The sequence below is a fragment of the Neobacillus sp. 114 genome, assembly GCF_030127045.1.
Classification (GTDB): Bacteria; Bacillota; Bacilli; order Bacillales; family Cytobacillaceae; genus Neobacillus; species Neobacillus rhizophilus.
This window is the reverse complement of the sequence record NZ_CP126144.1, coordinates 1,690,857-1,711,021: the sequence shown is the minus strand read 5'-3', so window position 1 is coordinate 1,711,021 and position 20,165 is coordinate 1,690,857. Positions and strand designations below refer to the sequence as shown.

18 protein-coding genes are annotated in these 20,165 nt (G+C 40.1%); 3 read left to right on the top strand and 15 right to left on the bottom strand.

Translation table 11 applies throughout. The features are described from left to right. Window positions 1-42: 42 nt before the first annotated feature. Window positions 43-861 (bottom strand): 5'-nucleotidase, lipoprotein e(P4) family, encoded by an 819-nt coding sequence (locus tag QNN06_RS08445; RefSeq protein WP_213116730.1) that lies wholly within the window; start codon window positions 859-861, stop codon window positions 43-45. Window positions 862-1,061: 200 nt separating this feature from the next. Between QNN06_RS08445 and QNN06_RS08440 the strand changes: the two genes are divergently transcribed. Both QNN06_RS08440 and ald read left to right on the top strand, forming a co-directional pair. Continuing rightward, window positions 1,062-2,237, top strand: a complete 1,176-nt coding sequence (locus QNN06_RS08440; RefSeq protein WP_284037913.1) for a PucR family transcriptional regulator — start codon at window positions 1,062-1,064, stop codon at window positions 2,235-2,237. A gap of 131 nt (window positions 2,238-2,368) precedes the next feature. After that, window positions 2,369-3,502 (top strand): alanine dehydrogenase, encoded by a 1,134-nt coding sequence (ald, locus tag QNN06_RS08435; protein WP_213116732.1) that lies wholly within the window; start codon window positions 2,369-2,371, stop codon window positions 3,500-3,502. 34 nt (window positions 3,503-3,536) lie between these two features. On the opposite strand, the gene QNN06_RS08430 is transcribed toward ald, so the two are convergent. From QNN06_RS08430 to QNN06_RS08375, 12 genes are all read right to left on the bottom strand, one after another. Continuing rightward, window positions 3,537-4,871, bottom strand: a complete 1,335-nt coding sequence (locus QNN06_RS08430; protein WP_213116733.1) for a UDP-glucose dehydrogenase family protein — start codon at window positions 4,869-4,871, stop codon at window positions 3,537-3,539. A 26-nt stretch (window positions 4,872-4,897) separates the two neighbouring features. Continuing rightward, on the bottom strand, window positions 4,898-6,367 hold the full coding sequence (locus tag QNN06_RS08425) for a hypothetical protein (RefSeq protein WP_213116734.1): 1,470 nt from the start codon (window positions 6,365-6,367) through the stop codon (window positions 4,898-4,900). Between the two features lie 67 nt (window positions 6,368-6,434). Continuing rightward, on the bottom strand, window positions 6,435-7,358 hold the full coding sequence (locus QNN06_RS08420) for an FTR1 family iron permease (protein WP_217033043.1): 924 nt from the start codon (window positions 7,356-7,358) through the stop codon (window positions 6,435-6,437). Between the two features lie 37 nt (window positions 7,359-7,395). After that, window positions 7,396-8,151, bottom strand: coding sequence for a hypothetical protein (locus QNN06_RS08415; RefSeq protein WP_213116736.1), 756 nt, complete (start codon window positions 8,149-8,151; stop codon window positions 7,396-7,398). Between the two features lie 100 nt (window positions 8,152-8,251). Beyond that, window positions 8,252-9,013, bottom strand: coding sequence for a glycosyltransferase family 2 protein (locus tag QNN06_RS08410; RefSeq protein WP_213116737.1), 762 nt, complete (start codon window positions 9,011-9,013; stop codon window positions 8,252-8,254). After that, window positions 8,973-10,466, bottom strand: coding sequence for an alkaline phosphatase family protein (locus QNN06_RS08405; protein ID WP_284037412.1), 1,494 nt, complete (start codon window positions 10,464-10,466; stop codon window positions 8,973-8,975). Before QNN06_RS08405 ends, QNN06_RS08410 begins: the two co-directional genes overlap by 41 nt. 2 nt (window positions 10,467-10,468) lie before the next feature. Then, the gene (locus tag QNN06_RS08400; RefSeq protein ID WP_284037411.1) at window positions 10,469-11,401 is read right to left on the bottom strand and encodes a lysylphosphatidylglycerol synthase transmembrane domain-containing protein; all 933 of its coding nucleotides are present in this window, start codon (window positions 11,399-11,401) and stop codon (window positions 10,469-10,471) included. Next, window positions 11,385-12,338, bottom strand: a complete 954-nt coding sequence (locus tag QNN06_RS08395) for an NAD-dependent epimerase/dehydratase family protein (protein ID WP_284037410.1) — start codon at window positions 12,336-12,338, stop codon at window positions 11,385-11,387. The genes QNN06_RS08400 and QNN06_RS08395 overlap by 17 nt, the downstream gene beginning before the upstream one ends. A gap of 95 nt (window positions 12,339-12,433) precedes the next feature. Further along, window positions 12,434-13,609, bottom strand: a complete 1,176-nt coding sequence (locus QNN06_RS08390; RefSeq protein WP_284037409.1) for a hypothetical protein — start codon at window positions 13,607-13,609, stop codon at window positions 12,434-12,436. A gap of 183 nt (window positions 13,610-13,792) precedes the next feature. Continuing rightward, on the bottom strand, window positions 13,793-14,887 hold the full coding sequence (ribD, locus tag QNN06_RS08385) for a bifunctional diaminohydroxyphosphoribosylaminopyrimidine deaminase/5-amino-6-(5-phosphoribosylamino)uracil reductase RibD (RefSeq protein ID WP_284037408.1): 1,095 nt from the start codon (window positions 14,885-14,887) through the stop codon (window positions 13,793-13,795). Then, window positions 14,880-15,635: a GTP cyclohydrolase II gene (locus QNN06_RS08380; protein WP_284037912.1), complete on the bottom strand. Its 756-nt coding sequence runs from the start codon at window positions 15,633-15,635 to the stop codon at window positions 14,880-14,882. The genes ribD and QNN06_RS08380 overlap by 8 nt, the downstream gene beginning before the upstream one ends. Window positions 15,636-15,757: 122 nt before the next feature. Next, window positions 15,758-17,167 carry a SpoVR family protein gene (locus QNN06_RS08375; protein ID WP_284037407.1) on the bottom strand — a complete coding sequence of 470 codons (1,410 nt, stop codon included), beginning with the start codon at window positions 17,165-17,167 and terminating at the stop codon, window positions 15,758-15,760. Between the two features lie 198 nt (window positions 17,168-17,365). Here QNN06_RS08375 and QNN06_RS08370 point away from each other — a divergent pair, with 198 nt between their 5' ends. Continuing rightward, window positions 17,366-17,620 (top strand): YhdB family protein, encoded by a 255-nt coding sequence (locus tag QNN06_RS08370; RefSeq protein WP_213116745.1) that lies wholly within the window; start codon window positions 17,366-17,368, stop codon window positions 17,618-17,620. A gap of 116 nt (window positions 17,621-17,736) precedes the next feature. Here QNN06_RS08370 and QNN06_RS08365 read toward each other — a convergent pair whose 3' ends face one another. Continuing rightward, the gene (locus QNN06_RS08365) at window positions 17,737-19,479 is read right to left on the bottom strand and encodes a phospho-sugar mutase (RefSeq protein WP_284037406.1); all 1,743 of its coding nucleotides are present in this window, start codon (window positions 19,477-19,479) and stop codon (window positions 17,737-17,739) included. Window positions 19,480-19,678: 199 nt separating this feature from the next. Continuing rightward, window positions 19,679-20,077: a YhcU family protein gene (locus QNN06_RS08360; protein WP_284037405.1), complete on the bottom strand. Its 399-nt coding sequence runs from the start codon at window positions 20,075-20,077 to the stop codon at window positions 19,679-19,681. Window positions 20,078-20,165 lie beyond the last annotated feature (88 nt).

The following is a 20,165-nucleotide window of genomic DNA, read 5'->3' as shown; positions in this document are numbered from 1 at the left end:
AAGCGCTACGGACTTTTTTCTGCAGCGCTTTTTAAATGAAAATTATGGTTCAAAGCTTTGAAGGTTGTCTTTTCTTATTTTCATATATTCTGCAGGAGTCTTCTTTAAATCATAATCGTAAATGGCCCCTTCCCAATCCCCATACATTGGATTCGGAAAGACGATAAACTTGCTGCCGAACTCAGCATTTATTCTGTCAACTGACTTTATCCTATCTACAGCAGATAATTGATCAAACCCTTTAAAATCCCCGAGATTATCTCCAAATAACAAGACAATATCGTAATCTTTCGCCACCTGTTCCCGCCGTATTTCCTTGCCGATTTCTTTCTCCTGCTGTAATAAAACATGCTTCGCATCCGCTTTCGGAGCGCCGACCATTTGTAAATTTTTGATTGTTGCTTCCTTTTGTGCTTCCTTGCGGTTAGAAATATAGAAGATCTCCACTTCCCTTGATTCGGCATACTTCAGGAAATCCAGGGCACCTGGCAGCGGTTTTGCTTCCGCCCTGTTAAACCAATCACTCCAATCAATTGGGTCTCCTTTGCCGGTCTGAACCATCCAGGCATGATATGGACTGTTATCCAGGACAGTTTCGTCAATATCAAGCACAATCGCTGGTTTTAACCCATTCCCTTTTTCCTTCTTGGAAAGAATTTCATCCAGTCTTAGTCTGCCAAGGTAGTACCCTTGATAATATAATGCCTTTGCCTCACCAGACTTTTGAAACCAAAGTACTGACATGGTATTCTGCTCATACAGGCTTTCAAGCGGACTTTTTTCAGTCATCGCCAAGCCAAGTGAATTTGGGAAAATCAATAAACAAAGAGCTGCGGCAAATAACATTGTCAGTTTCCTCATTGTACATACCTCCTTTACGCATATAATTTTAGTATGCGAAAAAATAAATCATTCAACCTTATCTTGTAATTTTGTAAAATAAAACAAAGAGCATTATATAACAGAAAAGTTTTCCTACATAAATGGAGGTCAACAAATTGGAAGGTAATCGATATGACCCTTTTAAGGCCGCTTTTGATAGTTTAGATGAATTTGCCGACATGATTAGCCAGGTGCTTAAATGCCCGATTACAATTGAAGATGCGAACCATCGTCTGCTTGCCTATAGCACCCATGACGAGCGAACGGATCCGGCTAGAATTTCCACCATCATTGGCCGCCGAGTACCTGAAAAAGTTATTAATCAATTATGGAAAGAAGGAACGATTCCTGCCCTTCTTAAAACCAAGGAACCGATTCGGGTAAAAAGCATGGAGGATATCGGACTGGGTCATCGGGTCGCGATTTCGATCTGGAAGCAGGATGAGGTATTAGGATTCATTTGGGCACTGGAAATCGATCGGTCATTAACAAACGATGATTTTACCTTATTAAAAAATGCTGCAGACGCAGTCAAAAACAAACTGCTGCAGCTTCAGACCAGAAAAAATAAAAAGGAAGAGCGTACCCAGGAATTCTTTTGGAAACTGTTAACCCGGCATTTGAACTCCCCGAGGGAAATAATGGAGCACTTCCATTCTTTGCAAATAACTCCCGCTAAATTCTTTGCCGTGCAGGTTTACAAACTGCCGCATAACATTACTAACAAAGAAGAGCAGGCTATTTCCTATTTATTAAAGACGACTCAGCGGGTCAAAATTTTGCTTTATGCCATTGATTGTAACCAGCTAATCTTACTGGCCGCAGCCGATTATTTTGATAACCTGATCCCAGAACTAGATTATTTTGCGAAAATGTTTGCCGCCAAATTGGATGACCGATTCGGAATTAAAGAGATTACCCCCGCCTGCAGCGGCATTTATGAGGATTATTCAAAAATCAGCAAAGCTTACGACGAGGCAAATGCTGTATTAACGGTAAAAAGCAAATTCCCTAAGGAAACAAAAAACATCATTAACTATCAAAAGTTGGGGATTTATCAGTTATTTGATTTGCTTTTAGAAAAAAGAAGAAATGAAGAATACGAAAACTATTCCTTAAAAAAGCTTCACGAATATGATCAAAAACATAACAGCAATCTTCTTGAAACGTTGGAAAGTTTCTTGAACTTTGATGACAATATAAACGATGCAGCGAAGGATTTGAATGTCCACGCCAACACTTTGGCCTATCGACTTAAACGAATTTCAGAAATTGGCGACATTAATTTTAAAGACCCTAATCAAAAAATGATGCTCTACATTGATTTAAAGCTTAATAAATATAAGGGGATTTAAACAAAACTTTTTGTGAAAATCCCCAAAAAGTTAAATAATTATTTTTCTTTCCTGACAAAGAAATCCTTCCTTAAACCTTTTATACTTTATCCATAGGATTTTTGATTGTAGATTAGGGAGGAATTAACAATATGATTATCGGGGTACCTAAAGAAATAAAGAATAATGAAAATCGAGTAGCACTTACTCCAGCAGGTGTTATTTCATTTATTAATGCCGGCCACACGGTTTTAATCGAAAAGGACGCCGGAATTGGAAGCGGTTTCAATAATGAATCATACGAAAAAGCCGGCGCCGAAATTATTAATAGCGCCGAACAGGTCTGGATAAAAGCGGATATGGTTATGAAAGTCAAAGAGCCGCTCGCCAGTGAGTATCAATACTTCAGACAAGGGCTGATTTTATTTACTTATCTACACCTTGCTGCTGAGCCTGCATTAGCACAGGCATTAAAAGATAAAGGCGTCATTGCTATTGCCTATGAAACCGTATCAGTAAACAATACACTTCCATTGCTAACGCCGATGAGTGAAGTGGCAGGCCGAATGGCTGCACAAATCGGGGCCGCATTCCTGCAAAAAAATAACGGCGGTCAAGGGATTCTGCTTGCTGGTGTACCGGGAGTGAACCGCGGAAAAGTAACTATCATTGGCGGCGGTGTTGTAGGAACAAATGCGGCTAAAATGGCCATCGGCTTAGGTGCTGACGTAACGATTATTGACCTAAGTGCTGACCGGCTGCGCCAGCTTGATGATATTTTTGGTAATCAAATTAAAACTTTAATGTCCAATCCATATAATATTGCTGAAGCGGTTGCTGAAGCTGATCTGTTAATTGGGGCAGTGTTAATTCCTGGTGCTAAAGCGCCTAGGCTTGTTAAAGAAGAAATGGTGAAAGCAATGAAACCGGGGGCAGTTATTGTTGATGTGGCAATTGACCAAGGCGGTATCGTAGAAACAATTGATCACGTAACCACCCATGATAACCCAACCTTTGAGAAGCATGGAGTTATTCACTACTCTGTTGCCAATATGCCAGGTGCGGTTCCTAGAACCTCTACAATTGCCTTAACAAATGTAACGGTTCCTTATGCACTAAAAATTGCTGATAATGGGGTTTGTAAAGCGATTTCGGAAAACCCAGCATTGAAACTTGGCGTAAACGTGGCAAACGGAGAAATCACTTACGAAGCAGTTGCCCACGATTTGGGATATGCTTATGTACCTGTTGAAACCGCATTAGAAAAGGAACTTTCTTCAAAATAATCACGCTTGCTTACAAAAAGGAAATCCCATTTACTTACGGGATTTCCTTTTTCATTTTTCCAAATATACTGGGTCTGCCAATTGAGTGATATTCGATTGGATATTTTTCAACGATATCAAGCTGAAAGCAATTTCTTCCATCAAAAACAACCGGCTGTTTCATGAGTTCAGAAAAGGTATTTAAGTTAATCGTTTTAATTTCCTCCCAATCTGTCACGATCAACGCCAACTCAGCCCCCTTAAGTGCCTCATTTAGTGAATTTGTATAGGAGATGAGCTCCCCTAATTCCACTTTGGCATTCTCTATTGACACAGGATCAAAGGCAATGACTGAGGCCTCATCCTGCACCAACTGTCTTGCCAGCTTGATTGCAGCACTCTCACGGACATCATCTGTATCGGGTTTATAGGCAATACCTAATATCGCTACTCTCTTCCCTTTTAAATTAGAAAATCTGGTCTTTGCCTTTTGAAATAGTCGTAATTCCTGCCTTCGATTTATATGTAATGCTTCCTCCAGCAGTTTGTTTGGCTCTCCTGCCTTTTTGGCCATATTAACAAGTGCCTCGGTATCTTTCGGAAGGCATGAGCCGCCAAAACCGATGCCGGCATTTAAAAACGACAGGCCAATCCGATTGTCCATCCCCATTCCTGCTGCAACATCTTCAATATTTCCTCCGATTTGTTCGCAGTAATTGGACAAGACGTTCACATAACTAATTTTCAAGGCCAAAAATGCATTTGCAGCAACCTTAATTAGTTCTGCACTGCTTGTATCTGTTTTCATAATCGGAATGCCAAATGGCTTATATAAATCCTCTAAGCAATTTAAAGCATATTCACTTTCCGAACCAATAATGATCCTGTCCCCATGAAACATATCGTAAATAGCTGAACCTTGGCGCAGAAATTCAGGGTTTGCCGCCATGTGAAAATTGAGCTGTTGCGATAGATTTGACTTAATCCATCCCTTAATCTTTTCACTAGTTCCAGCAGGTACTGTACTTTTCGTTACGATAATGACATCTGGACGAACAATGGATTGGCCGATTTCGATTGAGACTTGGTTAATATATTGTAAATCCAACAATCCATCTATTGTTTTCGGCGTTCCCACAGTAATGATGATTATTTCCGCATCCTTATATCCCTCCGAAGAACTTGCCGTAAATGAAATCCTGCCCGCCTCTAAATTTCTCTTTAGCATCTCTTCCAAGCCAGGTTCATAAATCGTTGATATTCCTTTTTTGAGGATTTCAACTTTAGGCGATTCTTTATCAACACAAATCACCGAATGACCAATCTCCGCTAAACAAACCCCTGTGACTAGTCCAGCATATCCTGTTCCTGCGATCGTAATTTTATTCAATGCCTAAGTCCTTTCTCTTACAACAATTAATGGTCGATCCATTTATATAAGGTTATTTCATTATAAACTGGGTCATAAAGCTCTCGAGATTTGAAGCTCTTTAGCTTTTTTATTTTCCCCTTAACCGAACCCCCCTGCGAAACAAACCCTTTTACTACTTTGTCCGTCAGCAGCACCGTTCTTCCTTGATAATATTTTGTTTCCATTTGAAATAATTGGTACGTGTTAATCCTTTTGTGGGTGTACGGTGCATGTAAATATTGCAATACCCGTGTTTCCTCCCATGTGTAAAGAATAACCGGTTCATTCATTTTTTCAATATACGCATTCATTTGATAAACGGCAGGCAGTTCAGCCGCTTCCGTTTTTAATAACTCAACACTTTTTACTGTTTGAAATCCTAGCAAAATAACGGCTAAAACAGTGATGAACCAGGGAATCCTGTTTGCGAAAAGCTGAAAACAAAGATAGAAAATAAGCAGAACCGCAAGCGGGAGGATATGCCTTGGCTTTTCAATATTTTGTGCCAACAGTGCCCATAAAAAATAACTGAAAAACAACAGATAAATTAAATTTACCAAAGGCTTTCTTGCTTCATGCCCTATTTGGGTTCCCTTGCTAACTCCCAACATGATAAACAAGCAAAGATAAATAACAGCAATTATGTACTCTTTTGCGGCAATACCTGTCCAAAGAATATTATCCCATAAAAATATCGATGATCTCTTCAAAAAACTAATCTCAGATGTTTCGACTGCTCCGCCCCAATCTGTAAAATGTCCACTTGTAAAGGCTAAAGAAAGCTTAATAAAACCTGTCAGACTTCCCTCTGAGATGATTAGAGCGACAACCCAGCAGGCCTGAAAGACAAGCCCAAAGAGAGCATAATAACCTGCCTCTTTTACGGTTAGTAGCCCATTTTTCCATTTCCAAAAAAATAATAACAAGATGCCCAATGCAAACGGCAGATAGGAAAGACGGGTACCTAGCATGATACTTAAAATGCCTAATGGCAATAAAATAAGGGAGGAGTTGTGTCTTTCCATAGCTAATGAAAGACTCCAAACAAACCACCAAAATACAGCGAGCGCCGTACCTTCTGACATCGGCTGATTGACCATGATCACAATATAGGATTGCGAAAAAATGATGGCCGTTGCCAGCCATGAAAAGTGGTTAGGTAAAAATTTTCGAAATAATCGATAAATCGGAAAAAGCGAGCTTGCATAAGCCAGAATATTAAACATGGTCAGGGCCTCTGCTGGATTTCCTAAAAAAGGATAAAGGATTTTTCCACCCAATATAAAGAAGGGATACCCAGGAAAATGAGGCTGCATAGCCATTAAATCAAAACGATTAACCGCCAGGGAAAAATCCACCTGATCCCATGTTGAGGCGAATGGATTTAAAAAATAAAGCTGGGAGGCAATCACAATTATGATTGTAACCATGCTTATCGCAATTAGTAATCCACGATTGAATCCTGCTAACTTCATATAATCACCTCTTTTGGTAAGAGAAAAAGTACAAGGCTTCCGCCTTGTACTTTTTAGTTTCGCTGAACTATTTTGCCTGTGGTTTAAGCAGCTTGGCTGATTTGGCCGCTTCTTCCTTTTTTGCTTTTACCGGAGTATTTTTAGAGGAAGTAAGCAATAAAATAGCTACAAAATAACCAATATAGGCAAGTACCTCTTCAATCGAAGGCATCGATGAATAGCCGAATAATGCCTTTAAAAAGATGCCAATATCCCCTGAAAGGAGCGGCGCAGTACCATGATCCCGAAGATAATGGCTATAATCAATCGGATGCTCAGGTAAAAACCAGGTAAGGTCATAAACATGTGGAATGACACTGCCGATAATGTTTAAATCCTGCATCATCGAAATCGCCTGTACCAATAAGCCTGCGGAAATTAAAATAATAAATGCGCCAGTTAGTTTAAAGAAAGTGCTTAATGGAATTCTCATTGTCCCTTTAAAGAAGAAATATGAGACGACAGCGGCGATGATCACCCCGGTTATTGCACCCCAGCCCTGCATGGCAGCGCCTATGTTACCGCCGGTAATAGCAGCAAAGAAAAATACCGTTTCAATTCCTTCACGAAGGACGACAAGAAAGGAATGAATGACCATGCCAACAACGTTGCCGGTGGTAATAAACTTACTCATTTTTCCTTCCATGTTCCCTTTTAAATCACGGGCATGACTGGCCATCCAAAACACCATTTGCGTGAGGAGGACGGTTGAAACAAGCATAATCCCTATTTTCAGATACATCTCGCTTCCCATTGCCGCAAATCCAGTAAACACGACCTGGAATAACATGGCCGCCCCAAAGCTCGCCAGGACGGCAAGGCCTGCTCCCAACCAGACATATTTGGTGTATTGCTTTTGGTTCACTCTTTTTAAATAGGTCGTAATAATCCCGACAATGAGCAATGCCTCTAAAACTTCCCGAAATGTAATCAGCAGCGCTTGAATTTCCACAGCCGCCTCTCCTCTCTCCAAAGGTGTCTTTTCGTTTTTATTTCCTTCTTCTTCGGACAACAAATATGACAACTGCAATAATCACTGCAGCAATTAAGATCAGCGGAATCCAATTTCGAATATTCGAAACATCTGTCCAATCCTTTTTGCCACCGGCATTAGATTCTGTCGCACTCTCTGAAAAATGTCCTACATCAAGGCTTTTTATTTTAAATTCTGTTTTTAAAGTATCCAAAATCTCATCTTTATTTTGCTTAAAGGAATCTAGACTAGCTTCCTTTTTCCCTACGCCAAACAAACCAGGGTTCCCCAATGCTTGAAGTGCCTCATCAAAATCCGCTCGGATTTTCTTATTGTTTTCCGGATGCTCAGCTTCAACCTTTGGTGACAATGCTTCGTATGTAGCAAATCCTTTAGCAAGGAGTCTTTTCGTAGTCTCATATTCTGAAAAATTATTTTCAATACTATCAAGGCGTCTCGCGATATTTAAGACAAGAAGCTTTTCCATATTATCGGTTAGCGCCTGTTTATCTTCATCAGCCAAGTTTTTCAGAATAAGTTTTGAGGGCTCAGGCCCCATGTGCATATCAATTTCTTCTTGAACAGATTCATAAGACTTTTTTGCAGCTGTAAAATTTGGAGGATTCTCATCAAGCTTTACGAGCATTTCTTTGTAAACTTCAGCAACTTTCTCTTCGTTGGGGTCACCGTAGGAATAAGCTTCCACCCCGTGAATGGAAAGGGCATTTATGATAAAAAAAGTAATGAAAAACAATACTGAAAATTTCTTCATTAAAAAATTTCCTCCTCCACTGATAATGATAATGATTATCATCCTCGCTGTCAATCCGATAAATTAGAAATTCACATAAATAACATAATTATAATACTTATTAATCCTTCTTATTATTCATTAACGGAAAAACGCTGTCTTGTTCAAGATAAACCCTTCTCTTTCTAACAGGCCTTGTCATCTCTTTGATAATGGCCGGCAGGACTGAGGTCATATAGGCCCTAAACTTAATAAATGATTCTCCTGCTTTTCGAACCTGATAATGAATAGGAATTTCTTTCATTCGAAATCCTTTTCTTATTAAATTTAATGTAAGCACTTGGGCATAGTTATAATCATGAATGATTTCAGCCTCCCTCATTGCCTGTCTAGAGAAAGCCCGCATACCGGATTGACCATCATAGATCCATTTCCGAAGTAAGAGTGCTTGAAGTAGCGTAAAACAATAATTTCCGAGTCTCCGGTTCCACTTCATCCCCTTAATTGTTCCCATGAACCGTGACCCCATAACATAGTCACTCGTTCCAGTTAGGATAGGCTCAATTAATTCAGGAATCTGCTCAGCAGGATACTCATTATCCGCATCAATCATGACACCGATATCCGCCTTTTTCTCTACACAAAGCTCCAATCCTTTTCGAACAGCTGCCCCTAATCCTTGATTCTTTTCAAATGTATAGATATGATCTGCTCCAGCCCTTAGAGATTGTTCAACCGTTTGATCACTGGAGCCGTCATTGACAACTAAAACTTCTACTTGCACACGTGGATTAAAATCTCTAGGTATCTTTTTAATAACCTCCGCGATTGACTCTTCCTCATTATGAGCTGGAAGAAATACGATCACCTTTTGCTGCATCATTTATTAATACTTCCTTCCTAATTGCTTCGTTTAATACTGGCCCACGGGCTTTATTTGGAAACGGCGCCCCTAATAAATAGGAAATGGTTGAAGCAAGGGAAACAAGACTATGCTTTTCTTCGACAACCTTGCCACTCTCAATCGCCTGACCGTACATGAAAAATGGTACGAACCGTTCACCTTCATCGAGGTGACCGTGACCGCCAATGCCATCCGCCTGGCCATGATCCGCACAAACGATGAACGTGTAATTTTCCAGCATTCCTTTTTCCTTCAGCCAATCAAAATACTCTTTGACTAGCGCATCGGCTTCCTCAATCTTTTGAATATATTCGTCGTATAATACTCCCCGGCTGTGGCCGGTTTGGTCGGTACTGATCAACTGAACTATTTGCAAATCGGGATTTTTTTCCTCCATAATCAACTTTGCCCTCTCGATAATTTTTCGATCGACAACATCGTTATGCATGACCGCCGTGAAGGTATCAACATCACTGCCAAACGAATCAACCAGATGGGCCACTGCCAAAAGAGATCCCTTTTTACTAACCTTTCTTAAACTATCAAAAACACTTTCAACCTTAATTCCCAGCTTCCACACCATATTTGATTTAATCCCATGTTCAAATGGATAGGTTCCGGTAAACATAGACGAAAAACAAACAACGGTTCGAGCAGGGTAGACCGTTTCCATCCGGGCATACTCTGTTCCATTTTTCCTTAAAAAATCAAGAAACGGCGTATTCGCTTCCTCAAACCGTTCCTTTCTCATCCCGTCAATGACCATCACAATAACTTTTTGATTGATTGCCCTTGTGGTTGCCACAACATTAGAGGTGTAGGTTGGAATAACCTTTGGTTTCCAATCAAAAAGATTTTTGTGAAGAATCCATGAAAATAGAAGGACTCCTACATAAAACAGGATAAGCTGTCCGATTTCAGCCCCTGACCATGTATGTTCCGAAAGCGAAAAATTCCATAGTGATAATAACAAAAGAAACTTTGGCAGCTGTTCCTGAGCATTGCCACTGGTAGAATCGCTGTTTTTCAAGACTAGCTTCCAAAAGCGGGTAAAATTAAGCCATGAGGTACCAATTCGTAAATGATAATAAAAGGTGCCCCAAAAAAAGACGGTAAAGAAGAAATATAATCCTACTGCCGTAAACAGTAATCCTAGATTCACGTTGTTCCAAATAATAAGATAGGCAACTAGCGGAATCCATAAATAATTTCTTAAAAATAACGGGAAATCAAAAACGTAATAAATCACTAGCAACGGCAAAATGGCTAACAAGCCTAGCAAAAAATCGGCTAGAAAGCCGGAATTTCCGAGGTTTGTAACCGAGTAAATCGCCATTGTCCCAACTGTAAAGATCGGTGTAAAGGGCTTCCCTTCGTTTAAAAGATTCCAGCATCTTGCTGCTGCTTTTTCAAAAGATGATGCTTTTTTCATTCTTATAATCCTCTCCTTGCTAGGATTTCTTTAATTTGATTTATTTTTAAGACAGGGGAATGGAGGAGCAGAAGCATTCCAGCCAAATAAGAAAAGACAAATTTATAGCTGTGACTGATAATGGCCGCCATATAGCCGTCTTTAACTGAAAAATGAAATGTCGTTAAAGCTGCCGTCATGACAGATTCATATGTTGAGATGCCACCAGGTGTAATTTGAAAAATTTGTCCGCCAACGGTAATCGAGTTAACCCAAATAGCCTTATAAATCGAAAGACCACTGCCCATGGAAGCAGTAACGCCCCATATGACAGCCCCTTCTAATGCCCAACTCACGGCAATCATAAGAAAAATAAGCAAGGCATTCCTTCCTGATAAATTGGTTTTAACTAATTGAATTTGCCTGTGAACAAATGTGGGAAGAAACCTCCACAACATGATGCCTCCTACCAGACAAGCAATCGCTAAAATTACAATTACCAAAATTGAATACCGGAAAACAAACGCCTTTGCAAAAACAATCAAGCCAATAAAAGAAAAGAACAAGAGCATGGCCATATCGATAAACCGAAGTATGACCACAGATTGAAGGGATTCCCCCGGGCTCACCTGTTTTTCTCTTAAAGACAAAACGCCTATCCTCACGACATCGCCAAGCTTGATGGGGGTAATATGGTTAACGAATAGGCTTAAGAGCACTCCCTCGAGGCAACTATAAAATTTGACTCTATTCCCAAAAAACAATTTCCAGGCTTCAGCCCTGAGTATAAACGATAAACTATAGCAAATCGTCACCCCAATAATCAGATAGGGGCTCTCCCAAAAGAACCGTTTCGTTTCTTTTAAAAATTCTCCAAAATGAAAATAGCGGATGGACAAATAAATAAAGATGCCAAAAAGAATGACCCCTGCTATGTATTTAAAATTCTTTTGCATGCGCCTTTGCCCATTCAATTGTTATGCTTAGTCCATCCGTAAATGACATAGACGGGTAAAAGCCAAGCTCGCCCTTAGCCTTCGAAACATCTGCCCATGTTGAATGAACATCGCCCTGACGAAATCCAGCATGTTTGACCCTCATTCCGGGAAAAAAACCGCGCAGCTGCTCAATTAACTCTTCAATCAGGATTGGACTGCCTGAACCGATATTAAAAATAGCGAATTGATCCTTTTGCTGAAACGCACTAATGATCCCTGTAACGCAATCATCAATATATGTATAGTCCCTGGCTGTTCTGCTGCCAAATACGACAATTTCCTGGTCAGCCATCAACTGTTTAATAAATTTCGTGATCGCCATATCCGGACGTCCCCATGGGCCATAAACCGTAAAAAAGCGGAGAATCGATACCTGATAATCATAAATGGTCGAGTAGGCATGACAAAACGCCTCTGCGCCGTACTTAGCCGCCGCATACGGGGAAACTACCTTTCCATTAGCCATCTCTTCTTTTAACGGGATGTTTTGCTTGTCACCGTAGACGGACGATGACGAAGCGAATATAAACTGCTTGGCACCTGTTTCACCAGCAAGTCTTAAAGCGTTAATAGTTGCCTTGATGTCATAATCTACATATTCATTCGGAACCACAATCGAGTTGGGGACTCCAGGAATGGCAGCAAGATGAATGACCTTATCAGGCTTAAATAAATGAAAAAGGTCCCTTACTTCCCCTTCATGATGAATCAGGCTCTTCTGATAAAAGGTAAATTTCCCGGCACGTTTGATCATTTCAAGCTGCCGCTTTTTCCTTTCAACGGAGTAATACGGGTGTAATTCATCAATGATTAGCACTTGGTGCCCTTCTTTTATCAACCTGCTTGATAGGTGGGAACCAATAAATCCTGCTCCACCGGTGACGATTATTTTCAAGTAAAAACACCTCTACAACACAGTAATATTCCCATTTTCTCATAACCGGAAACAAAAGGAAAAACCTTGCCTTTAGTCAAGGTTTTTCCTGAAAATTATTTTGCCTTGTCTACGATGGAGTATAGAGCAGCAATTAGCTCGTCAACCTGTCCCTCGCCTGCCGCCTTATCTTTCGCTTTTGCTGTTTCAACATATTCTGTCGCTTTATCAGTTAAGGATTTATATTCTGCTTCGCCAATAAGCGTTTTAATATCCTCACCAATCACATCGATAAATAAAGCTCCCTCTAATCCGGTAATGACACCTTTATCTTCACCAATCGATTCTTTACTTTCTTTGTATTCATCAATGGCAATTTTCGCAAAGCCACGAACAAATGCTTTATTAACAGCGGCTGGATCAATTGTTTTGGCATCTGTTTCAAGATTAAATTGCTTTTCAATAAAGGCAGTTTCATCAGCAGCATGCTTGTTTAAGTAAGTATAAATGGATTGTAAGAAAGCCCATCCTTCAGCCTGTTCAACCTTTGCAAGAGCAGCATCCTTCTGCGCATCAGCTGCTGCCTTTGTTGCATAGCCGTTTGGAAGCGCACCGGTTGCAAGATAGAAGGTCTTCATTAACGTTTTATCGATTACTTGCTTGCCTAAATTTACTGCCAGTTGGTCATTGTTTTTAATACCATTATCAATTTCGCTAAAGCCGCCCTCAATGGCGCTTGCCATTTTTGTTCCATAGGCAGCATCACGCTTTTCAACAGTCGATTTGATGATAGCATAAAATTCTTTTGCTTCCTCAAGTTCTTTATTCACTTCTTCTGTTTTGCCCCAGTATTCTACCATCTCTGTGAAATCATGCTTGATGGATGTATAGAATACCTTTTGCATTAATTTATCGAAAATTTGCCTTACAACCACTTTGTCCATGGACCCGTCTTTACCTGCTGCTAAAGCGGCTGTTATTTTTTCATCCAGCGTATCTTGGAATTCTGAATCACGTTGTTTAACTAATTCTTGTAAGTTTGCATTATACAATTCTGTTACTTTAGCAAAATCTACATCTTGGCCCTCTTTGGCTTTATCGAGCTCAGCAATAGCCTCTTTATATGAATCTGCATAGTTTGCTACTTCTTTTTCTGCTGCTTCTTTCTTTTCGGCTGGCTTTTCCGTATTTTCAACCTTTGGCTTGTTTTCTGTCTCTTCTGCTTTTCCGCATGCACCAAGAATAAGTGATAATGCTGCAAGTGATGTAATAAGTTTCAGTTTTAGTGACATGTTGTAACTCCCCCGATTAATTTTTATGTAAACCATTTATTTGATAATGATTATCATTCACATTTTTGATTATAGAGAGAATGATTCTCAATGTCAACATTCATTTTTAAGGTTTCACAAAATATACACGATTTATAGATAAAAAAAGACTGCCCTAATGAACTCTTATGGCAGTCAACTTTATTAAAAATTATATTTTGGATAACCAATGAATTTAAAATCTTTTCCGATTGATGTAAAAGAACAGTCTGTTAATTCAACTGCATCACGCATTTTTTCTATACCTGTCCCTTCAAGGAAGGTTGGTGCGTTAGTACCGCCAATTAGTTTAGGGGCAAAATACAATACCACTTTATCGATCAGTTTTCTTTCAAGGAAAGAAGCATGAACCGCCCCTCCCCCTTCAATAAACACAGAGGAAATGAGATTTTCACCCAAAATACGTACAACCTGTTCGGGACATACACGGTTTGACCCATTTGTTTGAAAAACTTTGATTCCCAAGTCCTCTAATCTGTTTTGCTTTTCAGTATCATACTGTTCACTAGTAAAAATCCAGGTTGGAGCAAGTTTGTCCGTAACCACCTTAGCATCCAGCGGAATTTTTAAGGTAGAATCCAAAATAACCCGTAATGGGTTTCGTCCGTTCGGAATGCGTGCCGTTAATTCCGGATTATCTTTTATGACAGTATTGATTCCCACAAGAATGGCCATATTTTCGTTTCGCAGTTGGTGGACATCGAGTCTTGCTTCCTCGGCGGTAATCCACTTGCTGTCAGAGGTATGAGTGGCAATTTTTCCATCCAGGGTGGATCCAGCCTTCATGGTCACAAATGGCGTTTTTTGAACGATAAACTTATTAAAAACCTCATTCATTCGGTTGGATTCCGCTTCCCTAACGCCGACCACGACCTCAATTCCGGCATCTTTAAGAATTTTAACGCCATTGCCCGCTACCACCGGGTTCGGGTCGAGGGTTGCGATTACTACCTTTTTAATACCTGCTTCCACTAAAGCAACAGCACAAGGGCCTGTCCTTCCGTAGTGGGAACATGGTTCAAGGGTTACATAAATAGTTCCGCCTTTTGCTTTCTCACCTGCCATTCTTAAGGCATGAATCTCGGCATGAGGTTCACCGGCCTTCAAGTGGGCACCGATTCCGACCACCCGGTTATCATTAACAATCACCGCACCCACTAATGGATTGGGGGCCGTCTGTCCCTTCATCGCCCCAGCATTTTTTAATGCTAAATCCATATAAAATTCGTGATTAGTCATTTGGACAGGTCCCTTCGTCCTTTAAATGGCCTGAACGGTTAATCTTTGTTTGCAGGTATTTCTCGTTATACTCGGATACATCTCCCCATAACGGCTTCCTCCCGGAAACAGGTAGACCAGCGTTTTTCAATGCATCTAATTTTTTTGGATTATTTGTAATCAAGGTTACCGGTTTAGAACGCAATGCTTTAAGAACCCGAATGGCATCGCTATAATTTCTTGCATCATCCACGAATCCAAGCGCATGATTCGCTTCGACGGTGTCATAATTGTTTTCTTGAAGGATATACGCCATTGCCTTGCTAAATAAACCAATTCCACGCCCTTCATGATTGGCCAAATAAAACAAGGCGCCTGTCCCATGTTCGACAATCATTTTCATGGACCGTTTCAATTGAAAGCCGCAGTCGCATCTTTTGCTGCCAAAAATATCGCCTGTGTGGCAAATCGAATGCATTCGCATAATGGCATCCTCACCATATGTGAAGTCGCCATATACAAGTACACTGGATTGTTGAAGCTCGGCTAAATTAACCGAAGACAATTTATCAATAATCCTTTCAAAATCCTCGGTTACCTCATTGCAATTCAGCCAACAATACCATTGAAATACAACGGTTTCACCGTATAAATTTACCGGAAGGCGAATCGGTCCAACTAAATAGATGGCACCTTTTTCTGTTTTAATTAATTGAATTTTATCTTGAAGCACATCAAGCACTTTAGAATCCAATTTGGTATCTTTCATCATTCAATCCCCCTTAAGATTAGTTTGGATTAAGGTATGTATTTTCATTTATGACACAATAAAAAAGAGACTGGAATTTTTCAGCCTCTAACATAATATCATGTTTGTCATTAAGTGCATATTTATAAGTACTTGCGGTGAACTCCTTTACCATCATAGGAAAACAACATGGCTCTGTCTTCAATGGTAGTTTCCATATGGACCGTCCTGCCCCATAGCTGATGTACATATGGCAGAACCTTCTCAAGATATTTGACATCAAGCTCTACACCCTCAAACCAATGCTTCAAATATAGCTCGCCATTTTTCATATAGTCGCCATCATTCACCGTGATATACGGGAATCCACCATTTACCCGCATATTCACCAATTGATCGCGGACATGTTCCCATTCTTTATCAACAATCTTATAATCGCGGCCTTGCTTTTGGAAAAGATACATATCTTCCCTAAAGACTAAATCCTTGGTTAAATAATTCCTAAGGAAGGAAATATCCGATTCAATTTCCCTGACTTCAAAGATTTTCTCACGTCCTGAATTCGGCTCAACACCTCGTCTTTTCATTTCCTCAGACGGATTATTATATCTATCCTCGATGTCTTCGAAAATTTTCAAGCCAAGATAATAAGGGTTAATTCCCGTTTTTGACGGCTGAACGACCCCAGCATTTAATTTGGCAAACTCAATGGATTCACCGCTGGTCAGATTCATTTCCCTTAATATCCTTTGATGCCAGAAAGAGGCCCAGCCTTCGTTCATGATTTTTGTTTCTAACTGCGGCCAGAAATACAGCATTTCTTCCCGCATCATCGTAAGAATATCACGCTGCCAATCCTCCAGTTCGCGGCTATATGTTTCAATGAAGAGTAATATATCTTTCTCTGGTCTTGGCGGAAATTTTTTTCGACGTGGCGGCTTTGAATCCTTTTCGTCTTTTTTGTCCAAACCCCAAAGATCATCATACGGTGAAACTGCCCGGTGTTCTTCCTCGTCCTCATCGTCCTCCAAGGACCATGCCAATTTTGGACGCATCAAGGAAGGGTCGATATGCTCATCAATAGACAATATTGCATCAAGAAAGCTTTCTACTTCTTTTTTTCCATATTGAATTTCGTACTGATGAATTCTTTCCGCCGTAGCTGCCATGCTTTCAACCATATCCCGTTTTGTATTTTGGAACCGGACATTGTTTTTAAAGAAATCACAATGGGCCAAAACGTGGGCAACAATCAGTTTATTTTGGATTAACGTATTGGAATCCAGCAAAAATGCGTAACATGGGTCAGAATTAATGACGAGTTCATAAATCTTACTTAGACCTAAATCATAATGAATCTTCATTTTGTGAAATTGCTTCCCGAAGCTCCAGTGTGAAAATCGGGTCGGCATCCCATAAGCTCCAAATGTATAAATGATTTCGGCAGGGCAAATTTCATAACGCATCGGATAAAATTCTAAGCCAAAACCTTTGGCGATTTCCGTTATTTCATCGATCGCATATTCGAGTGCCTTCTTATCTCCCTCATTCATCCGCCATTCCCCCTTTTCCTCTTACCACAATGTATGAAGAAAGAGAAGGATTGATGAAACAAGATAATAACAATTACAAAATATACAGGTAAATGTTGAAAACGTTGTGAGGACAAGGTGTCCAAATTTTTGCGTGAAAGTTCAGCGCAAAACTTCATAAAATAATCTCAACTCCTAGTAAGGAGGAGAGAAAATTAAATGAATAAATTGGATTATGACCGGGCGCTGTTTTATACACACCGGTCTGAATGGGATAATTTATTGATATTAATGGTGAGAACCACAGACCAGTTCTTATCTAAGAAGATTGAACATTTCCTGCACGCCTACAATTTTGAACGCGACTATTCCGTTATCGAGACTAAACTATACAGCCTGCTTCGCTACATCGACCATGCCAACGAAACATTTGAACAATCGCCAAATGAGATACCGATGTATAGTCTTTCCTGAAACATCAAGTGGATACTGATTTTATTAAAGAACCTTTTTCCAAACCAAACCTATGAATTCCACCAAAAAAACACGGCATCCAAAACCTTTTGGATGTCGTGTTTTCATAAATAATACTATACGTTTTGAATTTGCTTAACCTTTTGATCAACCAAATCCATGAAGTCCTTTTCAATGGTTTGCAATTTGCTTTTGCTGTCCGCAAGCGTCCCGCTGTTAACACCAAAGTAAAATTTAACCTTTGGCTCAGTCCCCGATGGGCGTAAGCAAACCCATGATCCATCCTCAAAAATATACTTCAACACGTTTGATTTTGGAAGGTCAATTTTCTCTTCTCGGTTATCAATCGTCCTAATACCTGTTAAATAGTCTTCGGTTATAGACGTTTTTAAGGAACCCAGCCCCGTTAACGGTTCGCTGCGGAAGGAAGCCAAAATACGCTGAATCAATTCTGCTCCTTCTTTTCCCTTTAATGTTAAAGAGCGGAGTCCTTCCTGGTAATAGCCGTATTTTTCAAAAACCTGCATCATACCTTCATATAAGTTCAATCCCTGCTTCTTATAATACGCGCAAACCTCTGTCGCCAAAAGGGCTGCTTGAACGGCATCCTTATCACGGGCAAAGTCGCCGATTAAATAGCCGTAAGATTCTTCATAGCCAAATAAATAGGTATGTTCACCTGTTTCTTCATATTGCTTGATTTTTTCGGCAATGAATTTGAAGCCAGTTAAAACATCGACCGTTTCTAAATCATAGGCTGATGCAATTTTGCGTCCTAATTCAGAGGTTACAATTGTTTTTAACACCACACCGTTTTGTGGCAAAGTCCCTTTTTGCTGTTTCTGAGAAAGTAAGTAATCAAGCAATAATGCTCCGGTTTGGTTACCAGTTAATACTACATACTCACCCTCTGGATTTTGAACAGCTATTCCCAGGCGGTCAGCATCTGGGTCTGTTGCAATTAACAGGTCGGCCCCCACTGCTTTGCCATCACGAATGGCTAACTCAAAAGCGGCATGTTCTTCTGGGTTAGGGCTTTTCACGGTTGAAAACTCGGGATCAGGCAGTTCCTGCTCCTTTACCACCGTTACATTTTTATAGCCTAATGCCCGAAGCGCAGACCGGACAGGTTTATTCGCCGTCCCATGCAATGGTGTAAAGACAATTTGAATATTCGTTTCTTCGGCAAGCTGCGGATTTTCGGAAATCGTCTTTAGCTTATAAATATAGGCTTGGTCGACTTCTTCACCAATGGTTTTAATTAAACCGGAAGCCCTTAAAGTTTCTTCCTTATCGACCTTGATAACCAATTCATTGTCAATTTCATTTACTTTCGCAATAACCTGATCGGCAGCCTCCGGAGGCAGCTGACCGCCATCTGATCCGTATACTTTATAGCCATTATATTCCGGTGGATTATGGCTGGCGGTAATGACAATCCCCGAAAATGCGTTTAAATACCGTAAGGCAAATGAAAGCTCCGGAGTAGGGCGAAGCTCATCAAACACATAGGTTTGAATTCCTCGCGTTGCAAGGGTTTTAGCAGCCTCCAGCGCGAATTCCGGTGATTTATGGCGAGAGTCAAACGCAATGACAACGCCGCGTTGTTTTGCTTCTTCCCCCTGCTCTTCTATGTATGCAGCCAGACCAGCTGATGCTTTGCGGACAGTATATATATTCATTCTATTTGTCCCGACACCAAGTTCTCCGCGCATTCCGCCTGTTCCAAACTCTAAATTTTTATAAAAAGCTTCTTCAAGCAGTTTTTCGTCTCTCTCAAGCGTTTTTAATTGGCTCTTTAATTCGGAGTCCAATTCATTAAATTCGATCCAGCTCTTTGCTGCATTTCTCCAATTCATTTTAGGTTCCCTCCAGTATGTTATCTATACCTAATATTGGTTCTAAGCAGGTGGTTGATACTCCTTTAAAACCTAGCGTCAAAATCCCGACAATTTTCGCAGGCCCAATATTTTCGGCAATCCAATACTTATATTACCTTAAAATGAGCCGTTTTTTTATAAAAAAAAGAAAAAGCCAGCATAACGGCTTTTTCTTCTATTAAATAAGCAGTTGGTTATCTGCCTTCGTGTAAATGCTGAGAACAGTATTTTTCATGCTTTTTGCTTCAGCAAACTGTTCAAACTCAAACGGAAAAAACAAGCCGAAATCATGAAGGTTTGCCGCATTTTTATTAAAAATAGCTTCGTATTGGTCGTCTAGCTGATGTGACTCCAGTATCGATATTAAGGTTTGAATACTGGCCATCACTTGAAACGCATCCTTTAACGTGCTGAATTCTTCAAAATGTTGTTTAGAGGTATGCAATATTTTTAATTTTTCAAAGCGGTTAATTTCTTCGTCCGTAAAATATAGCGGAAATATATTGGAATAAATATATCCCACGAGCTCACAAATTTTTTCTTCCTGACTTGGAGTCGAGGCAAAAACGATCTTCACTCCATAACCCACCTTTGCTCACGCGCTTATTTCTGTCGTATTATATATGATAAGAATAACATATCTTAGTTTGTATTTAGGGTGGTAA